The organism is Rhizobium sp. T1470 (assembly GCF_042140505.1).
Classification (GTDB): Bacteria; Pseudomonadota; Alphaproteobacteria; order Rhizobiales; family Rhizobiaceae; genus Rhizobium; species Rhizobium favelukesii.
Map to the genome: position 1 here is coordinate 771,397 of NZ_CP148092.1, position 21,952 is coordinate 793,348.

A 21,952-nucleotide genomic window follows, 5' to 3' on the forward strand; every position below is an offset into this window, starting at 1 on the left:
CGCCACTTCGTTTCCTAGATCCGCCAATCAATTTGGCCAAAGCGAGCACATATTCCAGACCGTGACGACGGCTCTTCCTTCTTACCACATCTGGCCTGTTCCTCACAGCAACCGAGCGGCCATCACCCGCCCGTCGAATGATCTCCGCCTCCGCTGACGACGACCGCCCAGCGGCGGCTGGGCGGTCGAGGGGTCTCGGACCCGCAGAGCTTCGGTGGGAGGGGTGCCGAAGCTTGTTGGTAGCAAGGAGGAATTCGCTACCTGCCTGTCTCGAGGCAACGAGGATAGAGTAGCGGTGGAAGCAGCGGCGGGAAATTATACAGTGGTTTCTTCTTGCCATACTTTCGAATACAGGGACCGACACCCCAGCGACGAACTTCTGCAGCCAGCGTCCCGTTGACGGATCGACATACAAACGTCTCGAGGAGGAGAAGGAAAGGAGGTAGCTTCTGAGAGAAGGGTCTCGGGGCGATTGGCTCTGGCGCCGGATCGGTTCGCAATGAGAAGGGGATTAGTCAAGACCTTATGAGCCGGTTTGCGCCTTTCCGGGCGCGAGCATCAGCTTGTCGGCCATACGCGCGAGTTCGGGCAAGGATCTGGTCCCCATCTTCTGCATAACTTGGCTGCGGTGAACCTTCACGGTGATCTCGCTCACACCTAGCGCGCTGGCAATCTGCTTGTTGAGCCGTCCTGTCACCACCAAAGCCATCACCTCGCGCTCCCGTGGGGTCAGGCTAGCGAAACGAGCCCGCACCGTCGCCATCGCCTTTTCGTTTTCAAGCCATTCGCGGTCGCGCGCCAAGCCGATGTGAACGGCGTCGAGCAAGTCCTGGTCTCGGAACGGTTTCGTCAGGAACTCGACGGCGCCCCCTTTCATCGCCTTGACAGACATTGGAATGTCGCCGTGCCCGGTGATGAAGACAATCGGCAACTGAATATTTTCTCGCGACAGCTCGAGCTGAAGATCAAGACCGCTTTGTCCCGGAAGCCGGACATCGAGCACGAGACAGGTCGGTCCATCGGGTCGCCCGGACCTGAGGAAGTCGCCCACCGAAGCGAGGAGATTGACGGCAAAGCCGACGGAACGCAGCAGACTGCCAAGCGCTTCCCGGACTTCGGGGTCATCATCGATGACAATGATGGTCGCGTGCGCCTCGGTCAACGTCAGAACCCCTAATGTAAATCGACGTTGGGATAGTACACCATCTACCCCTACAGTGGCAGCCCGCGAGACCGGCTGGCTGCGCCAGCCAAGCGATGAGAACACTAATGCCGAAAGGGGGTTTCCTTTCGCACGCCACGATGCGCGATAATTACCCCGGCCACAAGGCTGGATGCGGGCCGGCCGCCAAGGGCGTTTGCTGTCCATGAGCCTGCCAGCCGGCGAACGGCGCGTTTAGATCCCCGGTTCGTCGCAGCAAGTTTAGATAGTGTATACGATCGTATAACTTGCAATGCCTTTGTCGCCGCCTGATAATAAGTCGATCCAGCAATCGCGCCAATAACGCCGATTTGGCGCGACGCCAATCGACGAAGTCGGGAGGCGACAGTGCCAACCAAGAAACCTCTGATTGCGATCGTCGACGACGACGAGCCGATGCGGGCGGCTATCAAGGGGCTCATGAGGTCGATGGGTTTTGACGCCGAGACCTTTTCGTCCGCGGATGATTTCTTAAAATCCCCTCACATTCGCCGCACGGGATGCCTCGTAACGGACATCAACATGCCCGGAATGAGTGGGCTTGATCTGCACCGCAGGCTGGTAGCGTCGGGCGAGAGCATTCCGACTGTTTTCATCACCGCTTTTCCGGAAAAGAACGTGCGCCCGACTGCATTGGGCGGGGACATTGTCGGCTTCCTTACAAAACCATTTGGCGAACAGGTTTTGCTTGATTGCATCCTTTCTGCGCTGAGTCTCGGCGGCCAGGGCAAAAGCGGATCATAGGGTGGTACGACCTCCGGAGGCCTCGCCCCGTTCTGAGATGGGGTGAAGTGGAGGTTTTTTTTGAGCGGCGGCGATCCGCTGACTATACGCCTCGATTGTTCACCGCAGATTGGCATTGTCTCACGCCGTACTAGAACGATCTCGTACAAGCGCATCGCGTTTGCGGACGCGGAGGTCTTGGACGCCCCCTCGTGTTGTAATCAGACGCTTGATGGTCTGTCCGTCGCCTCCGTCGCAGCCGCAAGACCCCCTCAACGGACCACCCCACCGGCGTTAACGTAGCCTGCCTTTTGGGGCGTAAGCCGGCGCAGCCAAGGGGCTCTGTCGATGGGCGGAACCACATGCGGGCCGCCAGGAGTTTGAGTTCGGTAGACTTCGACAATCTGGTACTAAACCAAAGGAGGAGATGAGGATACCTAGAATTCAGAAACTCTTCCCTCAGTCCAATAGACTGAGATAACGCTGGGAACTACCCTTGAAGGTGCGAAGTGAAGAGGGATACCGCACCCAAAGGAAGTACAATATGACTGACCCACTGGAGCACGATGATCCTGCCATAGAGGAAATGTTCGCAGACGCAGTAGCTTGTTTCCTGCTGGACAGGTTCGAAGTCGAGGATCGGTTGAAGGCAGCCGTCCAGAAGATCGCCCTGGAACTGGTTGCTGAAGAGCTCGCAGCGCTGAGGGAGAAGGCCGCGAAGATCAAGTTGTCGTATGTCCAGGTCGATGATGTGCTGACCGCGGCTTAGGCTAAAATTTTGGACGAATTCGGCTATCCGAATTTTGAGTTGGATACGTATCCCCTTCGCCGAAAGCCTTCAGCCGCCCTTGATTCCAACCGTGCGCCATGCCGCGCGATACTGATCTCTACTTCCAACGCACTGGCGTCGGGCCTGGAAGGCGAGATTGCCGACGGGGATTGCCTTCCCCAGACCGCGTGTACGGCAAGGCGGGCTCGTTGGGAAAGCATAGCGAATGGAAATCGTCCTCGCCCTCTAGTTCTCGAGGCGGTTGATAGAGCGGTTCGTACCGATCGATCTCGGCGTCTTTCCTTGTTCGACGACGATGACCCGAGCGGTGCTTTCGCGCCAACGAGATCGCTCGGTCGAGGACGGCGGCCAGCATCTCGCGCACCAGTCCCGGCGACGCCTCCTTCGCCATGCATTGCTTCACCAGTGCAACTAACGATCTCGAGCGCGGGACCTCACATCGCACCGTAATGGACGCGCGTCCCCAACGCCGCATCTCGCGTGTGTCAACATATTTTCATCTCTCAATGTTGACATTGCCCACAACACTCTCTAAGTGGGCGTTGACAACATCGGGCGACGACCCGCAGATCATAGTTTGTGAGCCGCCGTGCAAGACGCCGGCTTCAGATGATCGGAAACCCTATCGGAGCAAAACATGCAGTCCTTTCGATTGCTGGGAATTGGTCTCGCGTGCGCAGTTCTGGCTGGCTGCGACGAGAAAGCCGCGGTGGCCCCGCCGCCGCAGCAGGTCCGCGTCGTTGCGGCGTCGGAGACCCGCTACCAACCGGGAGCCGAGATCACCGGCGAGGTGAGAGCGCGTGTCCAAACGGAGCTCTCGTTCCGCGTCAGCGGTCGAGTTCTCGAGAGAAAGGTCGACGTCGGATCGCACGTCCACGCCGGCGACGTGCTTGCAAGGCTCAACGACACGGAACAACAGGCGGACGTGAGTGTCGCCCGCGCCGCGCTGGAGTCGGCGCAGGCCATCGTTGCACAGAAGACGCTGGCGTTTGAGCGGTCGAGGTCGCTCCTGCAGTCGCAGGCGGTTCCTCGGGCGATCTTTGACGATGCGCAGAAGGAGCTGCTGAGCGCGCAGGCTTCCCTCGAGGCCGCGGAGGCCGCGCTCGCGACGGCCGAGGACGCGCTGTCCTACACCGAGCTGAAGGCCGCCGCGGACGGCATCATCACGTCGCGCGGCATTGAGGCAGGGCAGGTGGTTTCAGCGGCGCAGTCTGCCTTCACGCTCGCCCACGACGGTCCGAGAGATGCGGTGTTCGATGTCTTCGAGGCGTTCTTCCTGGATGGCCGGCCGTTGAAGGACGTCGAGGTTGCACCGGTGTCGGACCCCTCCCGCGACGTCCATGCCAACATACGCGAGGTCTCGCCCGTCATAGACGGGAAGGGTGGCACGATCCGGATCAAGGTGGGGCTCCAGGAAGCCGCGCAATGGCCGCTCGGGACGCCCGTGGTGGGCAAGCTGCGGGCCTCGCCGCGCGACGGAATTGTGCTGCCCTACACCGCGATCGCATCAGCCGAAGGTGAACCCGCCGTGTGGCTGGTCAATACCCAAAACCATTCGGTTTCGCTCCGCAAGATATCGGTCGACCGATACCGCCAGGGCGATTTCGTCGTCACCGGCGGCGTGGCCCCGCATGACCTGATCGTCACCGAAGGTGGAAAGTTCCTTAGGGAAGGTCAGGCAGTCGCCTGGGAAGGCAAGTGAGATGACCCTGAACCGTATTTATGCCTCTCTTCCATTTCTTCTATCGATCTCCCTGCTTGTCGGCTGTGATCAAAACTCCGCCGCGGGAGAGCAGGCGGCTCCCCGTCCTGTCAAAGTCGTCATAGCCGCGGCCGAACAGGACAAAATGCCAAGCTTGCCCGGCGTCGTGCGAGCCCGCATCGAGACCGACCTGGCGTTCCGGGCTCTTGGGCGGATGGTGTCTCGCAAGATCGACGTCGGCGACCTCGTCCACAAGGGGGACGTCCTTGCGCAGCTTGATCCTCTCACTTTGCAGTTCGCGGTCAAGAGCGCCGAAGCCGATCTGCGCAACGCCCAGGCGCAGTTGGAGAACGCCGCGACGACCGAAACGCGCAAGCGAAGGCTCGTCCAGAGCAATGCGGCAAGCATTGCCGATCACGATCTTGCCGAACAGCAGCTCAAGTCGGCCACCGCCAATGCTGCGAAAGCGACGGCGAGCCTTGCCAAGGCGCATGAGCAGCTAGGCTACTCCGAGCTGAGGGCCGAGTTCGATGGCGTCGTGACCGCCACGTCCGCGGAAATGGGCCAGACCGTCTCGGCCGGCCAGCCTGTCCTGAAAATGGCACGCCTCGAACAGCGCGACGTGGTCGTCGATGTTCCCGAGGCGCAGTTCAGTAACATTCGCCTGGACGACCGCTTTAATGTCGCCCTTCAACTCGACAGCAGGATTCAAGCCATTGGCGTCGTCCGCGAGATCGCGCCTCAGGCCGATCCCAACACCCGCACCTATCGGCTGAAGATCGCAATCGATCAGGCGCCCGACATCTTCCGCCTCGGCGCCGTGGTCACCGCGACGCCGCTTGTCGAAGTAAGGAAGCAGGCGATCGCGCTGCCGCTCTCCGCCGTCCGCTATGAAGGCGGCGCCAGCCAGGTATGGGTGGTGGATCGCTCCACAGCCCAAGTCGCCCTGAGGGCGGTTGAGCTCGATAGCCCGGCGTCCGACGCCCGTTCCGTCCTGGTTCTATCGGGCCTGCGGGAAGGGGAAGAGATCGTCATCGCCGGTGTCGATGAACTCGTCGATGGACAGAAGGTGAAACTCGGACAGGAGCCACGCCCGTGAATAAATTCAACCTTTCTGACTGGGCGCTCGAGCATCGCTCTCTCGTCTGGTATTTCATGATAATGTTCGCGGCGGCAGGCGCCTTTGCCTACCTCGGGCTCGGCCGCGAGGAGGATCCATCCTTCACCATCAAGACGATGGTGATCCAGGCCCAGTGGCCCGGCGCTTCTGCCGAGGAGGTGACACAGCAGGTTACCGACCGCATCGAAAAGAAGCTGCAGGAACTCGACAACCTCGAACACACGCGCAGCATCACGACCGCCGGTCAGACGACCGTCTTCGTCGACCTGCTGCCGGATACGAACGCGCGGGACGTGAAGCCCACCTGGTCGCGGGTCCGCAACCTGGTCGACGACATCAAGCACGAATTTCCCCAAGGCGTGGTTGGTCCCTTCTTCGACGACCAGTTCGGCGACGTCTATGGCAATATCTTTGCCTTTACGGGCGACAGCGGACTTAGCCAGAGGGAACTGCGTGATTTCGCGGAGAACGCCCGAACGCAGATCCTCAAGATCCCCGACGTCGGCAAGGTCGACATCGTCGGTGCGCAGGATGAGGTGATCTACCTCGAATTCTCCACCCGCAAGATCGCCGCCCTCGGCATCGACCGCGCCGACATTATTGCCACGCTGCAGGCGCAGAACGCCGTCACGCAGTCCGGCTTTGTGGAAACCGGGCCGGAACGCGTCGCTTTGCGGGTCGGCGGGCGCTTCATCTCCGAAGACACCTTGCGTGGGATCAATCTTCGGGTCAACGACCGCTTCTTCCCGCTGACGGACGTCGCCACCATCACCCGCGGCTACGTCGATCCGCCAACGTCGCTCTTTCGCTTCAACGGAAAGCCAGCCATTGGGCTCGCCATCGGCATGAAGACAGGCGGCAATCTGCTCGCCTTCGGAGAAACGCTCGAAAAGACGATGGGTAACATCATCCAGGAGCTTCCGGTCGGCGTCTCCGTCGAAAAGGTCTCCGACCAGCCGAAGGTGGTCGAGGAGGCGGTTGGGGGCTTCACAAAGGCCCTGTTCGAGGCGGTCGCGATCGTACTCGCGATCAGCTTCATCAGTCTCGGGATGAGAGCCGGCCTGGTGGTGGCGATCGCGATCCCGTTGGTGCTCGCCATCACCTTCCTGGTGATGCTCTACACGGGCATCTCGCTGCAGCGCATCTCGCTCGGAGCGCTGATCATCGCGCTTGGCCTCCTCGTCGACGACGCCATGATCGCCGTCGAGATGATGGTCGCGCGGCTGGAAGCAGGTGACAGTCTCACGAAAGCCGCCACCTACGTCTATACTTCGACGGCCTTCCCGATGCTGACCGGCACGCTGGTCACTGTCGCAGGCTTCATCCCCGTCGCTTTCAACAAGAGCAGCGCGGGCGAATTCACCTTCACCCTTTTCGTCGTCATTGCGGTTTCCCTCGTCGTTTCGTGGGTGGTCGCCGTCGTGTTCACGCCGCTGATCGGCGTGACCATTCTACCGAAGACGATGAAGAAGCACGCCGAGCACAAGGGTCGCTTTGCCAAGGTTTTTTCCAGCCTTCTGCAGTTCTGCCTGCGCTGGCGCTGGATGACGATCGTCGCAACGGTCCTTCTCTTCGCTGGATCGATCGTCGGCCTGTCGATGGTGCAACAGCAGTTCTTCCCGAGCTCCGACCGTCCCGAGCTGATCGTCGACTGGAACCTGCCGCAGAACAGCTCGATCGCCGAAACGAGCCGCCAGATGGCCCAGTTCGAGCATGAGATGCTGGCCGGCAACCCTGGCGTCGAACATTGGTCGACATACGTTGGCAGGGGTGCGCCGCGCTTCGTTCTTTCCTTCGACGTGCAGCCGGCCGACGTGTCCATCGGCCAGACGATCATCGTCACCAAGGGGCTCGATGTCCGGGACAAGCTGAAGCAGCAGATGGAAGCCTACCTTCAGAAGACGTTTCCGGGAACGGACGCCTACGTGAAGCTACTGGACATCGGCCCTCCGGTTGGCAAGCCGATCCAGTACCGTGTGTCCGGTGAAAATCTGCAGACGGTGCGCGACCTGGCACAGAAGCTGGGCTCGATCGTCGGCACCCATCCCTCCCTTACGAACCTTGCCTTCAATTGGAACGAGCCGGCCCGCGTCATGAAGATAGACGTGCTGCAGGACAAGGCCAGACAGCTCGGCGTCTCGTCCCAGGACATCGCAATGGCGCTCAACACCGTCGTCCAAGGAAATGCCGTAACGCAGGTCCGGGATGACATCTATCTGGTCGATGTCATCGGCCGTGCCGCGGAAAAGGAGCGCGGCTCGATCGACACGCTGCTTGACCTGCAACTGCAGAGCAGCAGTGGTCAATCCGTCCCGCTGTCATCGGTCGCGACCTTCCATTATGAGCTCGAACAGCCGACGATCTGGCGGCGCGACAGGGTTCCGACCATCACGATCAAGGCCGGGATCGGCGATGCGACGCAGCCGGCGACCGTCGTAAAGGCGCTCTCCGACAAGGTTTCGGCCTTCGAAAAGACGCTTCCGGCGGGGTATTCCGTCAAGGTCGGCGGCGCGGTCGAGGAGAGCGCCAAGTCGCAGGGTCCGATCGCCAAGGTGGCGCCGGCGATGTTCGTCATCATGGCGACGCTGCTGATGATCCAGCTGCAGAGCTTCCACAGGCTGTTACTGGTCTTCTCCGTGGCGCCGCTGGCCCTCATCGGCGTCGTCGTGGCGCTGCTTGTCAGCAACTCGCCATTGGGGTTCGTCGCACTCCTAGGCGTCCTCGCGCTGGTCGGAATCCTCATCCGCAACTCCGTGATCCTGATCGTCCAGATCGAGGAGCTGCGTGCAGAGGGAATGTCGGCATGGAAGGCGGTGGTAGAGGCGACCGAACATCGAATGCGGCCGATCATGCTCACTGCCGCGGCCGCAACGCTCGCCCTGATCCCGATCTCGCATGAGATTTTCTGGGGTCCCATGGCCTACGCGATGATGGGTGGGATCGTCGTGGGAACGGCGCTCACACTTCTCTTCCTGCCGGCGCTCTACGTCGCCTGGTTCCGGATCCCTCGCGAAGTCGAGCAGAACTGAGATGACGACATCGCTCTCGATCCCTGGGCGCATTGCCCAGGGTCTCACCGGATACAGCCTCACTGCGACGATCGCCGCCATTCATTGCGCGTGCAGAACCGTCTCAGTCCTCGTGGCCCTGTCTCTCATTACATCGGGTTGCGCCAATCGGGCGCAGAACGTCCTTCAGCCTCTCGCCGTGGCCCCGACCGGCACGAGCCGGGTCACCATGCTCGTCGCCACGACACGTAAGCCTACGGAGGATCCCGGCAAACTCTTTTCCGGCGACCGCGGGACGGCGATTTCCCTCAATAGCGTCGATGTGTCCGTCCCGCCCGACCGGAACCGCAAGATCGGAGAGGTGCAGTGGCCGTCCCGCATGCCGCCCAACCCGCAAAAGGAGTTTGCGGTCACGCAGGTTGCCAAGGTGCAATCCGAGGGCCAGGCTTTCGACTGGTACCGGAAGAATCGAAACACGAAGCATCAGGTCATCATTTTCGTGCATGGCTTCAACAACACCTACGCCGATGCTGTCTTCCGCTTCGCGCAGATCGTCCATGACTCGGGAACCGACGCCGCACCGATCCTCTTCACTTGGCCATCAAGGGGCCGTGTCTTCGACTACCTCTACGACAAGGAGAGCGCAAACTATTCGCGCAGGGCTTTGGAGGATCTGATCCTCCAGGCGGTCAAAAGTCCCGACGTCTCCGATGTGACGATCCTCGCTCACTCCATGGGCGGCTGGCTCGCGGCCGAGGCCCTCGCGGCGTCGCCATGCGCGAGAAATCAATCCCGGCGAAGGTCAAGAACGTCGTTCTCGCATCGCCGGACATCGACATCGACGTGTTTCGCCGTCAGTTCACCGAGATGGGGCCGAAGCGGCCGCACTTTGTGATCTTGACGTCGACGCGCGACAAGGCGCTGGAGATGTCGAGCTGGCTATCTGGTGGCGTCAGCCGCGTCGGCGGGTCCGATCTCAGACCCTATGCGCCTCTTCTCGACGAACTCGGCGTTTCCGTCATCGACACCAGCGCCATCGCGACGAACGATCCGCTCGGCCACAATGCCTTCGCCGACAGTCCCGAGATCGTGCGCCTGCTCGGGCGGCGGCTGGCCGGGCAGAGCCTGGAGGGCGGAAAGACAAGCGTTGCCGATCAGATCGGGGTGACTGCGGCCAATTTCGCCGGCTCGGCTGCGCGTCTTGCCGTGGCGGCGCCAGTCGCGGTCATCAGCCCTGAAGCACGAGAAATCCTGAAGGAGGAGCTCTCCTCCGACGGCGGAACGATCAAGGATGGGCAGATTTCGTACTGAACCTTCAAGCGGCGTAGCCCGAAGTCTGAAACCCCGTCCAGCTAGGACTCGATAGATTGGCAAATGGAAGTTGGAACGATTGTAAGACACCCGCCGCGAGCTGAATACGCATCCCGGATCATCGAAGCCGGCACGGAAGCGTGCCGGCTGTACGGGCCGTCGAAGACAAACGTCGCCGACATCGCCCGGCTTCTTGGGAAGTCCCCAGCCAGCGTCTACAAAATCTTCCCCTCCAAAGCTACGATATGGAATGCCGTCGCGGAAAATTTCTTCCAAACCGATGTGCGCTTCCCCGCCGTATCTACCGATAGCCTCAATGCCGCGGACCGCCTCCAAGAACACGTGCTCGGGCAACACCACTCGATGCTGAAGGCATGTCACGGCGACCGCCAAATGTTCAACCTCGTTGTTCTCGCTGCAGAGTTGGACGTCGGAACGCTGCCTTCGGTCAGTTTGCACCGCCGCCCGGCGGTCCACCGCCCCTGCCGTCTGGAGGCACACCGCATCTCCCGTCGGGAGGGCGATGGATCTCGAGAGCTATCATCGCTGGTGGGATTACACCAAGGCCTAGGGCGTCGACTCATAAACTCTGACACCAGATCCGCGCCGCGACAAGTTTGACAGCGGCGAGATAGTTTTCCGGGCGCTTGTCGTAGCGTGTGGCGATACCTCTGAACTGTTTGATCTTGTTGAAAAACCGCTCCACGAGGTTTCGCTGCCGATAAACCCAGCGCGAGAATGAGAAGGAGCCCGTCCGATTTGCTTTGGGCGGGATGTTGGCCCAGGCTTTGCGCGCGGCCGCCTTAGCCCGGATGGCGTTACTGTCATAGCCCTTGTCGGCAAGCAGGATGTCGCCTTCGCCGAGGCTGTCAGTCAGCGCATCGGCTTCAGTGCAATCAGCAATCTGCCCGCCGGTCAGGCGGAGCGTGACGGGCCGACCTTCAGCATCGACGAGCGCGTGGATTTTGCTCGTGAGCCCGCCGCGGGAACGTCCCATGCCACCATCGTCTTGATCCCCTTTTTTCCCGTGGCCGCGTGCTGGTGAACGCGAACACAGGTCGAGTCGATCATGACGATGTCGCCATCGTAAGCTTCTGAAACCGCTTCAAGAAGCCGATCCCAGACACCAGCCTTCCGCCAGCGGACGAAGCGGTTGTAGCAGGTGGTTGGCGGCCCATACCGCTCAGGAACTTCCGCCCAAGGAGAGCCTGTTCGGAAGCGCCAAAGGATGCCATTCAACACCCGTCGGTCGTCGACACGGGGAACGCCGCGCGGCTTGTTGGGAAGAAGTGGCGAAATAATCGACCATTCCTGGTCCGTGAGTTCGTAGCGGCGGCGTGTCATCATGGCTCCTCATTCGGAAGCCTTGAATCACGAGGCACGCAAAACGCCAAGAACATTAATGGGTTTACGCCCTATGACGAGATGATCCGCGCGACCGACTCGCTACACGCGCCCTGGTGGATCGTGAACTCGAACGACAAGAAGTCGGCGCGCATCAACTGCATCACTCACCTTCTGAAGTCGATCCCCTACGAGCGGGTGAAGTTCGATGAGCCGAAGCTCGGGAAACGGCAGAAGCGCCCTGACGACCACCTCGGACACCACCGCCCGAAACACCGTGCCAAGTGTGTTCTGAATGGGCGTGGCGTTGGTGCATGGATCGTTCAGCGGTCTGAGCTAGTAAGCCGCACATCGACCTGCTCTCGCTTCGCGAAGAGTAATCGAAACCCGGCATGTCGAGGAGCGGCAAATCCATGCAGCCGAAGCGAAGTATTTCATCGTAATTCCAGTTCCACGCTCTATTTCTATCTTTAGAAGGAGTATTAACTTGGAAAATCTAAGAGAATTTGCGTCCAGCACAAATGGTGATCGGTGGTTTCTAGGCATCGACAATGTATCCAACAAAGAAGTTGTTGTTCACCGGGGCAACCCATCGTCGGGCGGTCATGAAACGACAACTGCGGTGACCTCATTTTTGAACCAGCGGCCGTTCGGCCCGGAACATAGGGCTTTGGATTCGTTGCTCGCCAATCGAAGGGCCACCGAGAGCGAAGAGACGCCCACGAAACCGGTCTAACGTGGCATAGAATACCAGGGGAAACGGCTGCGCCCCCGACATCAGAAGCGCTGTATCCGCAAGCAACCAGCGCCGGCGGTCAAGCCGGGAGGGTAGCCCCGGCACCAATTCGAGCAAGCGCGGCGGCATTGCGGCTGCGACATTCGTGGTAGGCGACGGCCGCCGAAGATAGCCGTGGTCGGTTAAGGGTGGCGCAAAGACCTTGTGAGAGCCTCGCCTTCGGGTCCGTAGGGCAACAATCGGAAGCTTCGCTTTCCCGAACAAGACCAGAGGAACTTTTCAACGCCACAAAGCTTTGACCTCCAGAAAAGGAGATCAAACGATGGGTATGAACTCACCAAAAGCCGGCGCACCTGGCACAACTGATCAGTCGCCACGCTGGGAAGGCCCCAAGAAGAACCGGCCACGCGGTTACCTTCCTGCAAAAGATGATCCGGATGTCGATCGAGACGCTGTGGGCGAAAACAACCAGGATCCGGAACTACGCCGGCCGTCTGACGCCCTCAAGACTAACGAGGACGCGAAGGGCCAGTTTGCGAAATCGCGCGCCGACGGGGAAAGCAGTGGAGTCGCGAGTGCGAAGCCTACTGTGATCACCGGGTCCGAAGATGTAACCGGCAACCGCACTCCGCCCGGAACTGAGGGGCCAGAAAAGGATTGGGATGTCAATTTTGACGAGACCGAACCGGACCGTTCTCGCTAGGTTCTCAATCGCAATTCGATAGGCTTCTAACCCGCCGCCTTAGCGGGTCGGCGGGCTTTTTTTGCCTCAGGCTCGCCCTGGTGGGGCGACAGCGGCATTTGTCGTCAGCCGTCGTATGACTTCCGCAGCCAGCTCCGTCACATCGTAGACAATCGACGCTCCGTGGGCGCTGGTTGCCGTCGTGACGATCTGCGTTCGGTCCGGAAGCGCCACCAACGACACCACCTGATCCGGGTTTATGAAGACAGGCATCGCCGCCTGCCCAATCAAGGTCAATTGCACAAGCCTCATGTCATTCCTCCGGGACGAAAAACGCTCTTCGCGCTTTAAAACGCAGGAGGTTTGGAAGGGTTCAAGAGGTACGGCGGTCCTGTGGGTTCAGCAGCTACCAGAGAAAACTCTTGGCAGAACTTTAACCCCGCTTAGCGATCGCCGTGCCGGATCCGATCTCGGTAGAGCTTGCGCTCCTCTTCCGTGGCGCTGGTATCGACGTCCTGGCTGAGCACGCGGGGAGAGGTCGGCGTCACCCACGGTTTAGAGTGGTTCTCGCGCTCCCATAGAGATTTGGCGAGCCGTTCTATCTCGTCGTCGTTCATCATTTCCTCCGCTGTCGGCTTGGCGATCGGGGCACTGCACCGAGGAGATACTGCTCTCAAAGACTGTGCGGCGATAGTTCTTGCCGTCTGCCGGTCCTATCAGCCCCGGGACAGGGATCAGATGCGAAACAATCCGGCCCGTTGCGCATTTATCACCTTATCGCGGCGTGGCTGTGGTCACAGCGAACATATGGCTCGGGTTAGCAGAATGGCTGGCTCATACGTTCATCGACGAGGCGAAGGTGCGCGGAAGGACAAATTTCGCCCAGGATCAGGCGCTGCATATCGCCTGCAAAATCGTCTGGCTCGCCTACCTCGTCCTGTCCGCAACGCTGCTGCATGGGCCGTCTATCTCGCCTTGGTAGCGGTAACGTTCGGTCTGGCATCGTTGCAAATAGCATGGCTGCGGTAAGACTGGGTGGCCGCTCTGCCCAGCTGCCAGTCATCCCTGCCGCCGGGACAAGGGATATGGTGGGCGCTCCCTGGGGCAGGCGTTTGACCGTCGCCTGCCCGGGTTCACTTCTTAACGGTGTCCTTGACCTGAGAACCCAATGTGGGTGAGGCGCTTTTTGTAGCGGCCTTGTCCTTCTTAGGTTTCCTGGCTTCCTTGTTGCCGCGTACCTGACCTTTGGCCATTTGCTAGCTCTCCTAGTGAAAGGAGAGCTAGCAGTCATTAGTCGCTGAATAGCAAGCAAAATCTGGCTTTCTGACCACCACAGGTTCTCCGAGGCGGGTCTTCTGGTATCCGAGCCCGGCGGCATCCGGACCAACAAAGGAGAAGACGCATGAGCGTACAGGCAATGTTCTATGTGAACGAAATCAACCATCGCGCAACCAACTCCCCAGCCGACGTCAACGTCGAAGTGAAGATGAACGGCGCTTTCGGCGACTATCTACATGGTCTGCCCGAGGGCAATGGCGACTGGTCGAAGTGGACGCCGCAAGGCGAGCTTTCCATGACCATTACCAACCGGGCAGCAATCGACGAGTTCGAGATCGGAGGCGTCTATCGCCTGACTTTCGAAAAAGCCGACTGACGGATCAACCGTGCGGGGAACATTTGAGGTCAAAAACTCAAATGTCCTCGCTGTTATGCGGCCCCTCGGTAAGGTCGACGAAAAACTGCGAAAGAACGTCATGCCAGTCGGTTAAACGGCAGGGGAAAGCCCAGGGAGGCTGCCACCCTTCTGGGCCGATTGTGGCGCGCCCGTTTCGTCACTTCAGGCGACCAATAGAAACGCTTGCTCTTCATCTCGGTTCAACGCGCCGGCCAATTCCTCGGCCTCTTCGGCAGTGAGCATGTCCAAGACAGATCCGTTGACCACGGCTTCCCGCCCGGTGGCTTCCTCTTTGAGGTTCTTGTGAACGCTGTATGTCTGGGTTTCCATGGGAAACTCCTTTTTTAGGCGCTTATAGAAAACCACTGCCGCACCAGAAAGTGAATCGTTCGTGAGAATATTCGCACTATCCTTTTGGATAGTTTCGGAAGGGGCTTCGCTTCGAAGACGCAAACGCTTCGTGGATTTCACGGTCAGGCCCAACTCCGACAGCTTGCGGCCGCCCCCGGGTGAGCCGCAGCCCAGATTTCGGCAAGTTCCACCATTCGCGCGGTAAGCGACGGAGCCCCCGACAATTTCCTCGGTACTTGCACCCTGCGCCGTGTCGGTACTTGCACCCTGCGCCTTGATCGCCCCAATCACCCTCACGGGAACGCCCGTAAACTGGCTCGCCGCCCATGATTGCCTCGACGCTCTGGATCATCTCTGTTCAGGTTCTCGAAGCGCTTCCGCGCGCGGCCAATTGTTAACGGCGCGCGCAACATCCACGATCGGGTCGTCGTCCGCACTGACCGTATCTGCTTCTGGGTTCTGATCGATGGTATCGAACAGGCGCTTGGGGCGTTCGGCAGATAGGATTGATGGCGGCGGAAGGGAAGCTTAGGTGTTGCCTCCAGAGAGCCCTAGGCTTCCCTCCCTCTGGCATTCGAGATTTCGTCCCATACAGGATGCTCGGTCCCCGCTGCGCCCTGTTAAGTCGCACCGTTCGGCTGCCATGGGCGGCATATTAGCCAACCAAAAAAAGTTTGGAACTAATAATCTGAGTACCCAGCAAAAAGAAAGGGGGCCTTTTGCGGCGCTTGCCTCCTCGGGTGGAGGAGGTGCTCAAGCTCACAAAGAGCGGCGTCGTGCTTGAGGGAATGCATGGCGAGGGCGAACAACGGGTCATCGGGGGCCTCGCAAATTCCGCCGCAAGCGCACGGTTATGGGAATGCTCGTGTGACAGGAGATGGCCGTTTCCCCCGACGCCGGACGTCTGGCGGCATCAGGTATTTGCTGGAATACGGGCGACGACCTTTATCTCGAAGTCGAAGCCGGCGAGCCAATTTACCCCGAGTGCAGTCCAATTGGGGTAGGGCGGCTTGCTGAAAATCTGTTGCTTGACAGCCATAATGGTTTCGAACTGGTTTTCAGGATCAGTGTGGAAGGTGGTCACGTCCACGATATCGTCCATCGTGCAGCCGGCTGCGCTCAGCGTCGACTTGAGGTTTTCGAATGCCAGCCGAACCTGGCGCTCGAAATCGGGTTCTGGCGTTCCGTCGGCACGGCTGCCGACCTGCCCGGACACGAACAGAAGATCACCGGATCGGATCGCTGCAGAATAGCCATGCTCCTCATAAAGTGCGTGCCTGTCTGCAGGAAAGATTGCTTCGCGCTGGGTCATTCTGATTTCCTTCTTAGAATCTGGAACCGATGAGCGCGGGGCGATGCTTCACAAGCCTGCGCTGCATTTAGTATACGGTATGTATGTTAAATATTCACATACGAGCCGTATGTCAAGTTAATATACGCCGCGTATGTGAACTAGGAGATGAAATGGCGAAACGACGCAGCGAAACAAAGGAAGAAAACCGAGGCAAGTTGATCGCGGCGGCAAGAAAAGCCTTCGCCGAAAAGGGATATTCTGCGGCGTCCATGGACGAGTTGACCGCCGAAGCCGGTCTGACACGCGGTGCGCTTTACCACAACTTCGGAGACAAGCAGGGGCTGCTTGCGGCGGTTGTCGAGCAAATCGACTCGGAAATGGCGTCGCGCGCGCAGGAGATCGGCGCCCGTACCGGCAGCGACTGGCTAGGGCTGTTGGCCGAGGGCGCCGCCTATATTGAGATGGCGCTTGACCCCGAAGTCCAACGCATTGTTCTGCTTGATGGACCTGCGGTGTTGGGTGATCCTTCGAAATGGCCTAGCCAGAACAGTTGCCTGCAAGTCACCAAGAGAGCGGTGGAGCGGCTGATTGCACAGGACATCCTCAAGCCGCTTGACGCGGAGGTCGTTGCCCGCCTTCTCAGCGGTGCGGCGCTCAATGCCGCTCTCTGGGTCGCCGCAAGCGAAAACGCGCAGGATGTGCTGCCGAAGGCCGTGGAGGCTTTCCGTTCCCTGGCAACGGGGCTGCTTTCGAAGCCATTGTAACCCGCCGCTAGCTGAAATCGAGCTGTCAGGTCGCGACGTTGGGACCGCGACCACAGGGGCTTCAGCAGCTTCCGCTTGGGTGCAAAGCCGTCATTCCATAAGCAAGTCGACTTTACCTAGGTGCGACCTCTTGCAGATAGCGCGTCGGCGCCACTCCGACAAAGCGCGTGAACGCGACGCTGAAGGCACTGGCCGAACCATAGCCGACGCGATCGGCGATTTCCTTCATGCCACCTTCGTTTCGCCGTAGGAGGTTCTTGGCCAGCGCCATCCGCCACGAGAGCAGGTACTCCATGGGGGCGACGCCCATGGCGCGGCGAAATCGCTCGAAAAAGGCCGAGCGAGAAAGCGCGGCCCCTTTCGCCAGTTGCTCGACGGTCCAGTCTCTCGTGGGATTTTCGTGCATAAGGCGAATTGCAGCAGCTAGCCGCGTGTCTGCCAGCCCGCGCAAGAGACTGGGCGGGGCCTTGGTGCCAGCCGTCGAGCGGAGAGCCTCGACGACCAGGACCTCCATCAAATGTGCGAGGATCATATCCCGCGCGGGCCGTAATGCACGCGCTTCGTCGCCGACCAGTTGAACGATGGTGGCGAACCTCGCCTCGCCGTGAACATGAATGAACTGCGGAAGCAGCGATACCAGTAAGGGCGCATCCGGCGAGCCGAATGCGAAATGGCCGACCAATAACCGGGCATTGGGCGGCCCGTCGGGATTGCCATGCCTTACTTCACCGGCCATTTGCCTAACGCCGAATGGATCGATGCCGCCCGATGTCTCCGGTTCAAGGCTCGACATGGTGAAACCATAGGCCGCCGGGATGAGGACAAAATCGCTCTCGCGAAGCTCGATCGGCTCCTGTCCCTCGATAGTGAGACGAGAAGACCCTTCCAGTACCACGCAGTAGAACGGCTGACCCGATTCCAAACGATGGACGCGCCAGGCACCCGCGCCGCTGACGAGCTTCGACAGCGGCGCGCTCGGCTGCAGCAGTGTCACTACTTCTGCGAGAGGATCGGTCATTTCCGGACTCTTGAAAACGATAACTGGACTTTCAATTATAGAAAGTACGGCGGGCGCGGTCTAGTTTCCGGGGAGACAAAAAACAGAAAGGACACTCCATGAAAACTGTTCTCATCACCGGTTGCTCGTCCGGATTCGGCCTGGAAATCGCCAGATGCTTTCTCGATCGCGGTTGGAAGGTTATCGCGACCATGCGCACGCCGCGCGAGGACATCCTGCCTTCCTCCGAGAACCTGAGGATACTGGCTCTCGACGTTACCGAACCCGAAAGCATTCGCCGCGCCATCGAAGATGCCGGCCCAATCGACATGCTGGTCAACAATGCGGGGATCGGCTGGCTGAATGCCCTCGAAGGCACCTCAATGGATACCCTGCGCCACATCTTCGAGACGAACACACTCGGCACGATGGCGATGACGCAAGCGGTACTGCCCCAGTTCCGGCAGCGCAAGGGCGGCATCATCGTGAACGTGACATCGAGCGTGACCTTGAAGCCGCTTCCGTTGCTCTCCGTTTACACCGCCAGCAAGGCGGCCGTGAACGCCTTCACCGAAGTGCTCGCACTGGAACTCGCCGCCTTCGATATACGCGCGCACCTCGTGATACCGGGACGGGCTCCTGAGACTCGCTTCAGCGAGACTGCGCGGTCGAGTGTCCATAGCCGGGGCGGCTTCCCCGAGGCATATTCTGGCCTCGTGCAGAGCGTTTTTGCAGGATGGGAGCTGCAGCGATCATCCGCCGCCACGCGGCCCTTGGACGTCGCCGAAGCCGTATGGCGCGCCGCGACCGAGCCGTTCAGCCCGCTGCGCATTCCCGCGGGCGCTGATGCAGTGGCATTGGCGGGTTAGATCCTGTCTGTTGCCGACGCACAGTCCAGGACCATTTCTCCACACGTCCAGTATGGGGGGCAGCGCACGAACCTCGTTTGGGTGCAGCCGAGATTGACTGCTGAGATCGCGCTTGGACGAACGGCGCGAAGCTTCCGGCAAGGGATTGCGTCAGGTGCAAGACAACGTTGCTGTGTTTGAGGCAGCTAAATTAGCACCTCGGACTTTGGTCCGACTAGCCATCCTCTATGGAGAGCGTAATCTTTAAGGCGAGGGGACCAAAGGGAGACTTCCGACCACGCGGGCTGCGTTGCAAGCCAAGACCCGCCGGAAGCTTCCCCGGCAGGAGACCTCCAAGTGTGCCGTCGGACGGCGCTTGGGGTCTCCAGCTCGGACGTGGGGAGGCGACGTGATGATGCCTTGCGAGAGAACCCACCTGAGGTATCAGGTTGAGGAAAGTCTGGTCTACGACGGGAAATGGTCCGTCATAGATACCTTCACCGGTTGTCCTGAAATTGTCGAAGGCGTTCCCTTGGACTGTTTGACCGCTGATGAGGCCAAAGACTTGGTCGACCTCATGAACGGCCGAGAGTTGAGAGCCAAGGGCTGTCGAGTTTAGCCCATGAAAGGCAGACGGCGCCGGATAGATGAGTGTGCTGTTTTACAGGTGTATGATCTTGCCCGCGACCTTTGGACTTCGCTGGGAATTTCTTGGATCGCATGTCGAGGCGCAGTTGTAGGCCGAGGCGAGGATCGCGAGTGCAATGTGGACTCTGGAAGAAATGCCTGATGGAATGAGGGGATGATAAAAGCTCCTCGGAAGACTCCAAAACCTCTCCTCAGCGAAGCCGATGCGCCCCTCCGTTCCCGTGCATGAAAACCGCGTGACCCTTCCTAGCCGAAACTCCCCGTTGATCCGATGCCGGCTCGCATAGAGCCTTGTCTTGCGCCGTCCGTAAAATGAGGGCCGGCGGAAGAACCTCGACGACGGCGCCGGATTTGCCGCTCGTGCAGGCGTCCATTCGACCTTTGCGCGCGATTTTGAGTATAGACGGCATGGCACGCTCAGCCTGTTGGCTAGAATTGACCTGCTGACAGGCAAGGTCCACGCGCTCGTCAAGCACCACCACCGCAGCCGCGAGTTCATCGAATTCCTCAGGCTGCTCGATGCCGCCTATCCGGCCGGCACCGCCATCAAGTTGATCCTCGACAATCATTCCGCACACATCTCGAAAGAAACCAGAGCCTGCTCGATAAACGACCGGCAGGCCGCTTCGAATTTACCTTCACGCCCAAACACGGCTCCTGGCTCAACCTGATCGAGGGCTTTTTCTCCAAGTTCGCCCGCTCCGTCCCGCGTCACATCCGGGTGACCTCAAAACATGAGCTCAAGGAACGCATTATGGCCGCTATCGAAGACGTCAACGCCATCCCGTCATTCCTGGTCATACAAGCTCGCCGACGCCGCTTGATATGATTCGAACCACGAAAACGCTAAAACTAGTCTAGCCCGACAAATTATTCGGTATACCCTTTTATCGACCTACGCTCTCACCACCTCCCCGCTGAGGGATCGCCTTGGGAGAGCCTCCGCGTTTGCATGCGGAGGCTGGGAAAGCTGTCAGAACTTTTTGCGGAAGCCTAACGTAACGGAGTTACTGGTGAAATCCGTGCTTGATGAGGTGCCATCGCGAGCAGTGAAGTCGAAATCGTCAGCCGCCGTGTAGCGATAGCCGACTTCGAAGGTGGTGTTCTGGAACAGTGACGTGTTGGTGAATAGTCCCAGCCCCTGGATGTCGATGCCGACACCGGCGTCGAGATGATAGGCAAATGCCGTGTCGCTGTCGTCCATCAACGTGGCTACACCCGCGACACCCTGCTTGCGGAGTTCCAGATTCATGAAGCCGACGCCGCCGCCGACAAATGGCTTGATGGCGCTTGTCAACGGGACATCAATGTAGCCGTTGACGTAGCCTTGGAATTGTCGCGCGTCACCAAAAGAGTCGATGGACGCGATGCTGCCGATACCTGCAACGCTATGTTCGTCGACCGACGCGGTCCCATAACCGAGTTCGAGTTCGAGCCGTGGAGACACCCAGCCGGCCGCGCCGAAATCATAGCCGGCGCGAAGCGAGGTGTAGAAACCAGCATCGTAGTCGGTCGACACTCGGACGCCGAACACGTCGAAGCCGGTGTCGTCGAGGAAGTTCACCGAACTCGTGGAGCCGATATAAAACCCCGACGTCGACGGCAGAACTACCGGGTTGATCGGCTGTTCGGTTGGGGCAACCAGATCGGCGGCCTGCGCTGCGGTGAAGGACACGGTGGACAGAAGAGCGACCAGTAGAAGATGAGTGCGACGCATATACGGTTTCCTCGTGGAAAGAGAGCCAGCCGAACGAACTTAGGACTCTGACGCTCGCCGAACACGCGAATTCGACCACAAAGACATTCGATGTGGCTTATATTAGAAACCGCGTTGCATAGTTGTCACAACCTCAGCCATCTTCGCGACCACCAACAAGCGCGCCGGACACTGAACCGGCAACCTGGAGATTACTGCATGCTGACCTACTTCCGATCAGCAACTAATTCGTCCGCCGCAGTAGGGACCCTCGACAGGACATTCTTAGCGATTTGTTCTGGGATATCATGGCCCCCGGCGTGACAGCAGGCGCACCGCAGTGCGTACAAATCTTCAGCGGTTAGAAATCGTGACGACGAAGGGATCACCCTTCGTTTCTTCCATGACGGTGCTGAGCTCAGACATCCGCGGTATCTGTTCTTCTGTGCGGTCCGACAGCCGAAGGAGGCTCAAGAGCTCTAGTCTCGCCTCTTTTGCCTCCTGATTCCCATGTACGAGAATGTCAAAAGTAAAGCCGGGTTCAACCGATTGTCTTGCCCAGGTGACATAGCGCTTCTCCCCGTTCCCGTCTGCCTTCGAGCAAATGTCCGGAAGCGTTAAAGCGAGCATCAGAGCCGCATACCAATTTTCCGTGGCGACGGATTGCTCCGTTGCGTCAAGCAAATGTCTCATGTGTGCAGCCTGTTGTGGGCCGTCAGCCGATCATAATAGTCCTCGGCCATGCGCGAGGCTTCCCGAGCGGTAGGCTCGAATCCTTGCTGCGGTAGCAACCGCTCTTTCACCTTCGGCCCGTGACCGCTCCATTGCCATGTCTCCCTCATCGAGCCTGCGGCTTCGTACCTAATTCGGCCGATTGACGTCTCTCCACATTTGTATTTCGGTTCGTATTGACTTTCGGTCATTTCAAATTGACTCTTTGTTGCAAGCATGTGCCGGCTGCAATCGCGGATTGCCCTACGTTTTGGCCTTCAACGCAAGTCGAATGGGCTTCGTGAAATCGCGACCCTTGTAGTTTGCTGATGGTTGGTCGATCGGTGATCA

20 protein-coding genes and 2 pseudogenes are annotated in these 21,952 nt (G+C 59.5%); 13 read left to right on the top strand and 9 right to left on the bottom strand.

Features of this window, described 5'->3' with window-relative positions; translation table 11 throughout:
• Positions 1–523 precede the first annotated feature (523 nt).
• Positions 524–1,162, bottom strand: a complete 639-nt coding sequence (locus WGT02_RS24875) for a response regulator transcription factor (RefSeq protein WP_208247213.1) — start codon at positions 1,160–1,162, stop codon at positions 524–526.
• A gap of 387 nt (positions 1,163–1,549) precedes the next feature.
• On the opposite strand from WGT02_RS24875, the gene WGT02_RS24880 reads away from it, so the two are divergent.
• From WGT02_RS24880 to WGT02_RS24910, 7 genes and pseudogenes are all read left to right on the top strand, one after another.
• A complete protein-coding gene (locus WGT02_RS24880) occupies positions 1,550–1,945 on the top strand; it encodes a response regulator transcription factor (protein WP_024317884.1) in 396 nt (131 codons plus the stop codon).
• Between the two features lie 523 nt (positions 1,946–2,468).
• Positions 2,469–2,693, top strand: a complete 225-nt coding sequence (locus WGT02_RS24885; protein WP_208247214.1) for a hypothetical protein — start codon at positions 2,469–2,471, stop codon at positions 2,691–2,693.
• A 658-nt stretch (positions 2,694–3,351) separates the two neighbouring features.
• Positions 3,352–4,416 (top strand): efflux RND transporter periplasmic adaptor subunit, encoded by a 1,065-nt coding sequence (locus WGT02_RS24890; RefSeq protein ID WP_208247216.1) that lies wholly within the window; start codon positions 3,352–3,354, stop codon positions 4,414–4,416.
• A gap of 1 nt (position 4,417) precedes the next feature.
• On the top strand, positions 4,418–5,515 hold the full coding sequence (locus WGT02_RS24895) for an efflux RND transporter periplasmic adaptor subunit (RefSeq protein ID WP_208247218.1): 1,098 nt from the start codon (positions 4,418–4,420) through the stop codon (positions 5,513–5,515).
• Positions 5,512–8,565, top strand: coding sequence for an efflux RND transporter permease subunit (locus WGT02_RS24900; protein WP_208247221.1), 3,054 nt, complete (start codon positions 5,512–5,514; stop codon positions 8,563–8,565). Before WGT02_RS24895 ends, WGT02_RS24900 begins: the two co-directional genes overlap by 4 nt.
• A 1-nt stretch (position 8,566) precedes the next feature.
• Positions 8,567–9,855, top strand: a pseudogene (locus tag WGT02_RS24905) (alpha/beta hydrolase).
• A gap of 63 nt (positions 9,856–9,918) precedes the next feature.
• Complete coding sequence (locus WGT02_RS24910; protein ID WP_225040148.1) at positions 9,919–10,476, top strand: TetR/AcrR family transcriptional regulator; 558 nt, start codon at positions 9,919–9,921, stop codon at positions 10,474–10,476.
• Here the strand turns inward: WGT02_RS24910 and WGT02_RS24915 are convergent.
• Positions 10,436–11,199 (bottom strand): IS5 family transposase gene (locus WGT02_RS24915; RefSeq protein ID WP_112334169.1). Its coding sequence is split into 2 segments (ribosomal slippage): positions 10,436–10,884 and positions 10,884–11,199, totalling 765 coding nucleotides; the frame shifts between segments, so codons are not numbered across the junction. The genes WGT02_RS24910 and WGT02_RS24915 overlap by 41 nt on opposite strands.
• Positions 11,200–11,280: 81 nt before the next feature.
• Between WGT02_RS24915 and WGT02_RS24920 the strand changes: the two genes are divergently transcribed.
• Positions 11,281–11,673, top strand: a complete 393-nt coding sequence (locus WGT02_RS24920) for a hypothetical protein (protein ID WP_375679572.1) — start codon at positions 11,281–11,283, stop codon at positions 11,671–11,673.
• 716 nt (positions 11,674–12,389) lie between these two features.
• On the top strand, positions 12,390–12,638 hold the full coding sequence (locus WGT02_RS24925; RefSeq protein WP_208247923.1) for a hypothetical protein: 249 nt from the start codon (positions 12,390–12,392) through the stop codon (positions 12,636–12,638).
• A gap of 66 nt (positions 12,639–12,704) precedes the next feature.
• Here the strand turns inward: WGT02_RS24925 and WGT02_RS24930 are convergent, their stop codons facing one another.
• Both WGT02_RS24930 and WGT02_RS24935 read right to left on the bottom strand, forming a co-directional pair.
• Positions 12,705–12,929 carry a hypothetical protein gene (locus WGT02_RS24930; protein ID WP_024317892.1) on the bottom strand — a complete coding sequence of 75 codons (225 nt, stop codon included), beginning with the start codon at positions 12,927–12,929 and terminating at the stop codon, positions 12,705–12,707.
• Between the two features lie 131 nt (positions 12,930–13,060).
• Entirely contained in the window at positions 13,061–13,237 is a 177-nt protein-coding gene (locus tag WGT02_RS24935; RefSeq protein ID WP_341353397.1) for a hypothetical protein, read from the bottom strand.
• 782 nt (positions 13,238–14,019) lie between these two features.
• Here WGT02_RS24935 and WGT02_RS24940 point away from each other — a divergent pair.
• Positions 14,020–14,271, top strand: a complete 252-nt coding sequence (locus WGT02_RS24940; protein WP_208247225.1) for a hypothetical protein — start codon at positions 14,020–14,022, stop codon at positions 14,269–14,271.
• A gap of 441 nt (positions 14,272–14,712) precedes the next feature.
• On the opposite strand, the pseudogene WGT02_RS24945 reads toward WGT02_RS24940, so the two are convergent.
• Positions 14,713–15,153 (bottom strand): annotated as a pseudogene (locus tag WGT02_RS24945) (DUF433 domain-containing protein); the annotation flags it as partial.
• A gap of 403 nt (positions 15,154–15,556) precedes the next feature.
• Positions 15,557–15,955 (bottom strand): RidA family protein, encoded by a 399-nt coding sequence (locus WGT02_RS24950; RefSeq protein ID WP_208247227.1) that lies wholly within the window; start codon positions 15,953–15,955, stop codon positions 15,557–15,559.
• Positions 15,956–16,107: 152 nt separating this feature from the next.
• On the opposite strand from WGT02_RS24950, the gene WGT02_RS24955 reads away from it, so the two are divergent.
• Positions 16,108–16,701: a TetR/AcrR family transcriptional regulator gene (locus WGT02_RS24955; RefSeq protein ID WP_024317895.1), complete on the top strand. Its 594-nt coding sequence runs from the start codon at positions 16,108–16,110 to the stop codon at positions 16,699–16,701.
• Positions 16,702–16,813: 112 nt separating this feature from the next.
• Here the strand turns inward: WGT02_RS24955 and WGT02_RS24960 are convergent, their stop codons facing one another.
• The gene (locus tag WGT02_RS24960; protein WP_208247229.1) at positions 16,814–17,719 is read right to left on the bottom strand and encodes an AraC family transcriptional regulator; all 906 of its coding nucleotides are present in this window, start codon (positions 17,717–17,719) and stop codon (positions 16,814–16,816) included.
• Between the two features lie 98 nt (positions 17,720–17,817).
• Between WGT02_RS24960 and WGT02_RS24965 the strand changes: the two genes are divergently transcribed.
• Together WGT02_RS24965 and WGT02_RS24970 are read left to right on the top strand one after the other, a co-directional pair.
• Positions 17,818–18,567, top strand: coding sequence for an SDR family oxidoreductase (locus tag WGT02_RS24965; protein ID WP_208247231.1), 750 nt, complete (start codon positions 17,818–17,820; stop codon positions 18,565–18,567).
• A 1,052-nt stretch (positions 18,568–19,619) separates the two neighbouring features.
• Entirely contained in the window at positions 19,620–19,865 is a 246-nt protein-coding gene (locus WGT02_RS24970; protein WP_339151212.1) for a hypothetical protein, read from the top strand.
• 302 nt (positions 19,866–20,167) lie between these two features.
• On the opposite strand, the gene WGT02_RS24975 is transcribed toward WGT02_RS24970, so the two are convergent.
• Together WGT02_RS24975 and WGT02_RS24980 are read right to left on the bottom strand one after the other, a co-directional pair.
• Positions 20,168–20,911, bottom strand: coding sequence for an outer membrane protein (locus WGT02_RS24975; protein WP_024316352.1), 744 nt, complete (start codon positions 20,909–20,911; stop codon positions 20,168–20,170).
• 333 nt (positions 20,912–21,244) lie between these two features.
• Positions 21,245–21,583: a hypothetical protein gene (locus WGT02_RS24980; RefSeq protein ID WP_208247233.1), complete on the bottom strand. Its 339-nt coding sequence runs from the start codon at positions 21,581–21,583 to the stop codon at positions 21,245–21,247.
• Positions 21,584–21,952 lie beyond the last annotated feature (369 nt).

Coding starts and splice junctions, on each gene's coding strand:
- WGT02_RS24920 (WP_375679572.1), top strand. CDS start 11,281: ATGATCCGCGCGACCGACTCGCTACACGCGCCCTGGTGGATCGTGAAC.
- WGT02_RS24890 (WP_208247216.1), top strand. CDS start 3,352: ATGCAGTCCTTTCGATTGCTGGGAATTGGTCTCGCGTGCGCAGTTCTG.
- WGT02_RS24980 (WP_208247233.1), bottom strand. CDS start 21,583: ATGAGACATTTGCTTGACGCAACGGAGCAATCCGTCGCCACGGAAAAT.
- WGT02_RS24885 (WP_208247214.1), top strand. CDS start 2,469: ATGACTGACCCACTGGAGCACGATGATCCTGCCATAGAGGAAATGTTC.
- WGT02_RS24965 (WP_208247231.1), top strand. CDS start 17,818: ATGAAAACTGTTCTCATCACCGGTTGCTCGTCCGGATTCGGCCTGGAA.
- WGT02_RS24930 (WP_024317892.1), bottom strand. CDS start 12,929: ATGAGGCTTGTGCAATTGACCTTGATTGGGCAGGCGGCGATGCCTGTC.
- WGT02_RS24910 (WP_225040148.1), top strand. CDS start 9,919: ATGGAAGTTGGAACGATTGTAAGACACCCGCCGCGAGCTGAATACGCA.
- WGT02_RS24975 (WP_024316352.1), bottom strand. CDS start 20,911: ATGCGTCGCACTCATCTTCTACTGGTCGCTCTTCTGTCCACCGTGTCC.
- WGT02_RS24960 (WP_208247229.1), bottom strand. CDS start 17,719: ATGACCGATCCTCTCGCAGAAGTAGTGACACTGCTGCAGCCGAGCGCG.
- WGT02_RS24955 (WP_024317895.1), top strand. CDS start 16,108: ATGGCGAAACGACGCAGCGAAACAAAGGAAGAAAACCGAGGCAAGTTG.
- WGT02_RS24935 (WP_341353397.1), bottom strand. CDS start 13,237: ATGATGAACGACGACGAGATAGAACGGCTCGCCAAATCTCTATGGGAG.
- WGT02_RS24940 (WP_208247225.1), top strand. CDS start 14,020: ATGAGCGTACAGGCAATGTTCTATGTGAACGAAATCAACCATCGCGCA.
- WGT02_RS24950 (WP_208247227.1), bottom strand. CDS start 15,955: ATGACCCAGCGCGAAGCAATCTTTCCTGCAGACAGGCACGCACTTTAT.
- WGT02_RS24895 (WP_208247218.1), top strand. CDS start 4,418: ATGACCCTGAACCGTATTTATGCCTCTCTTCCATTTCTTCTATCGATC.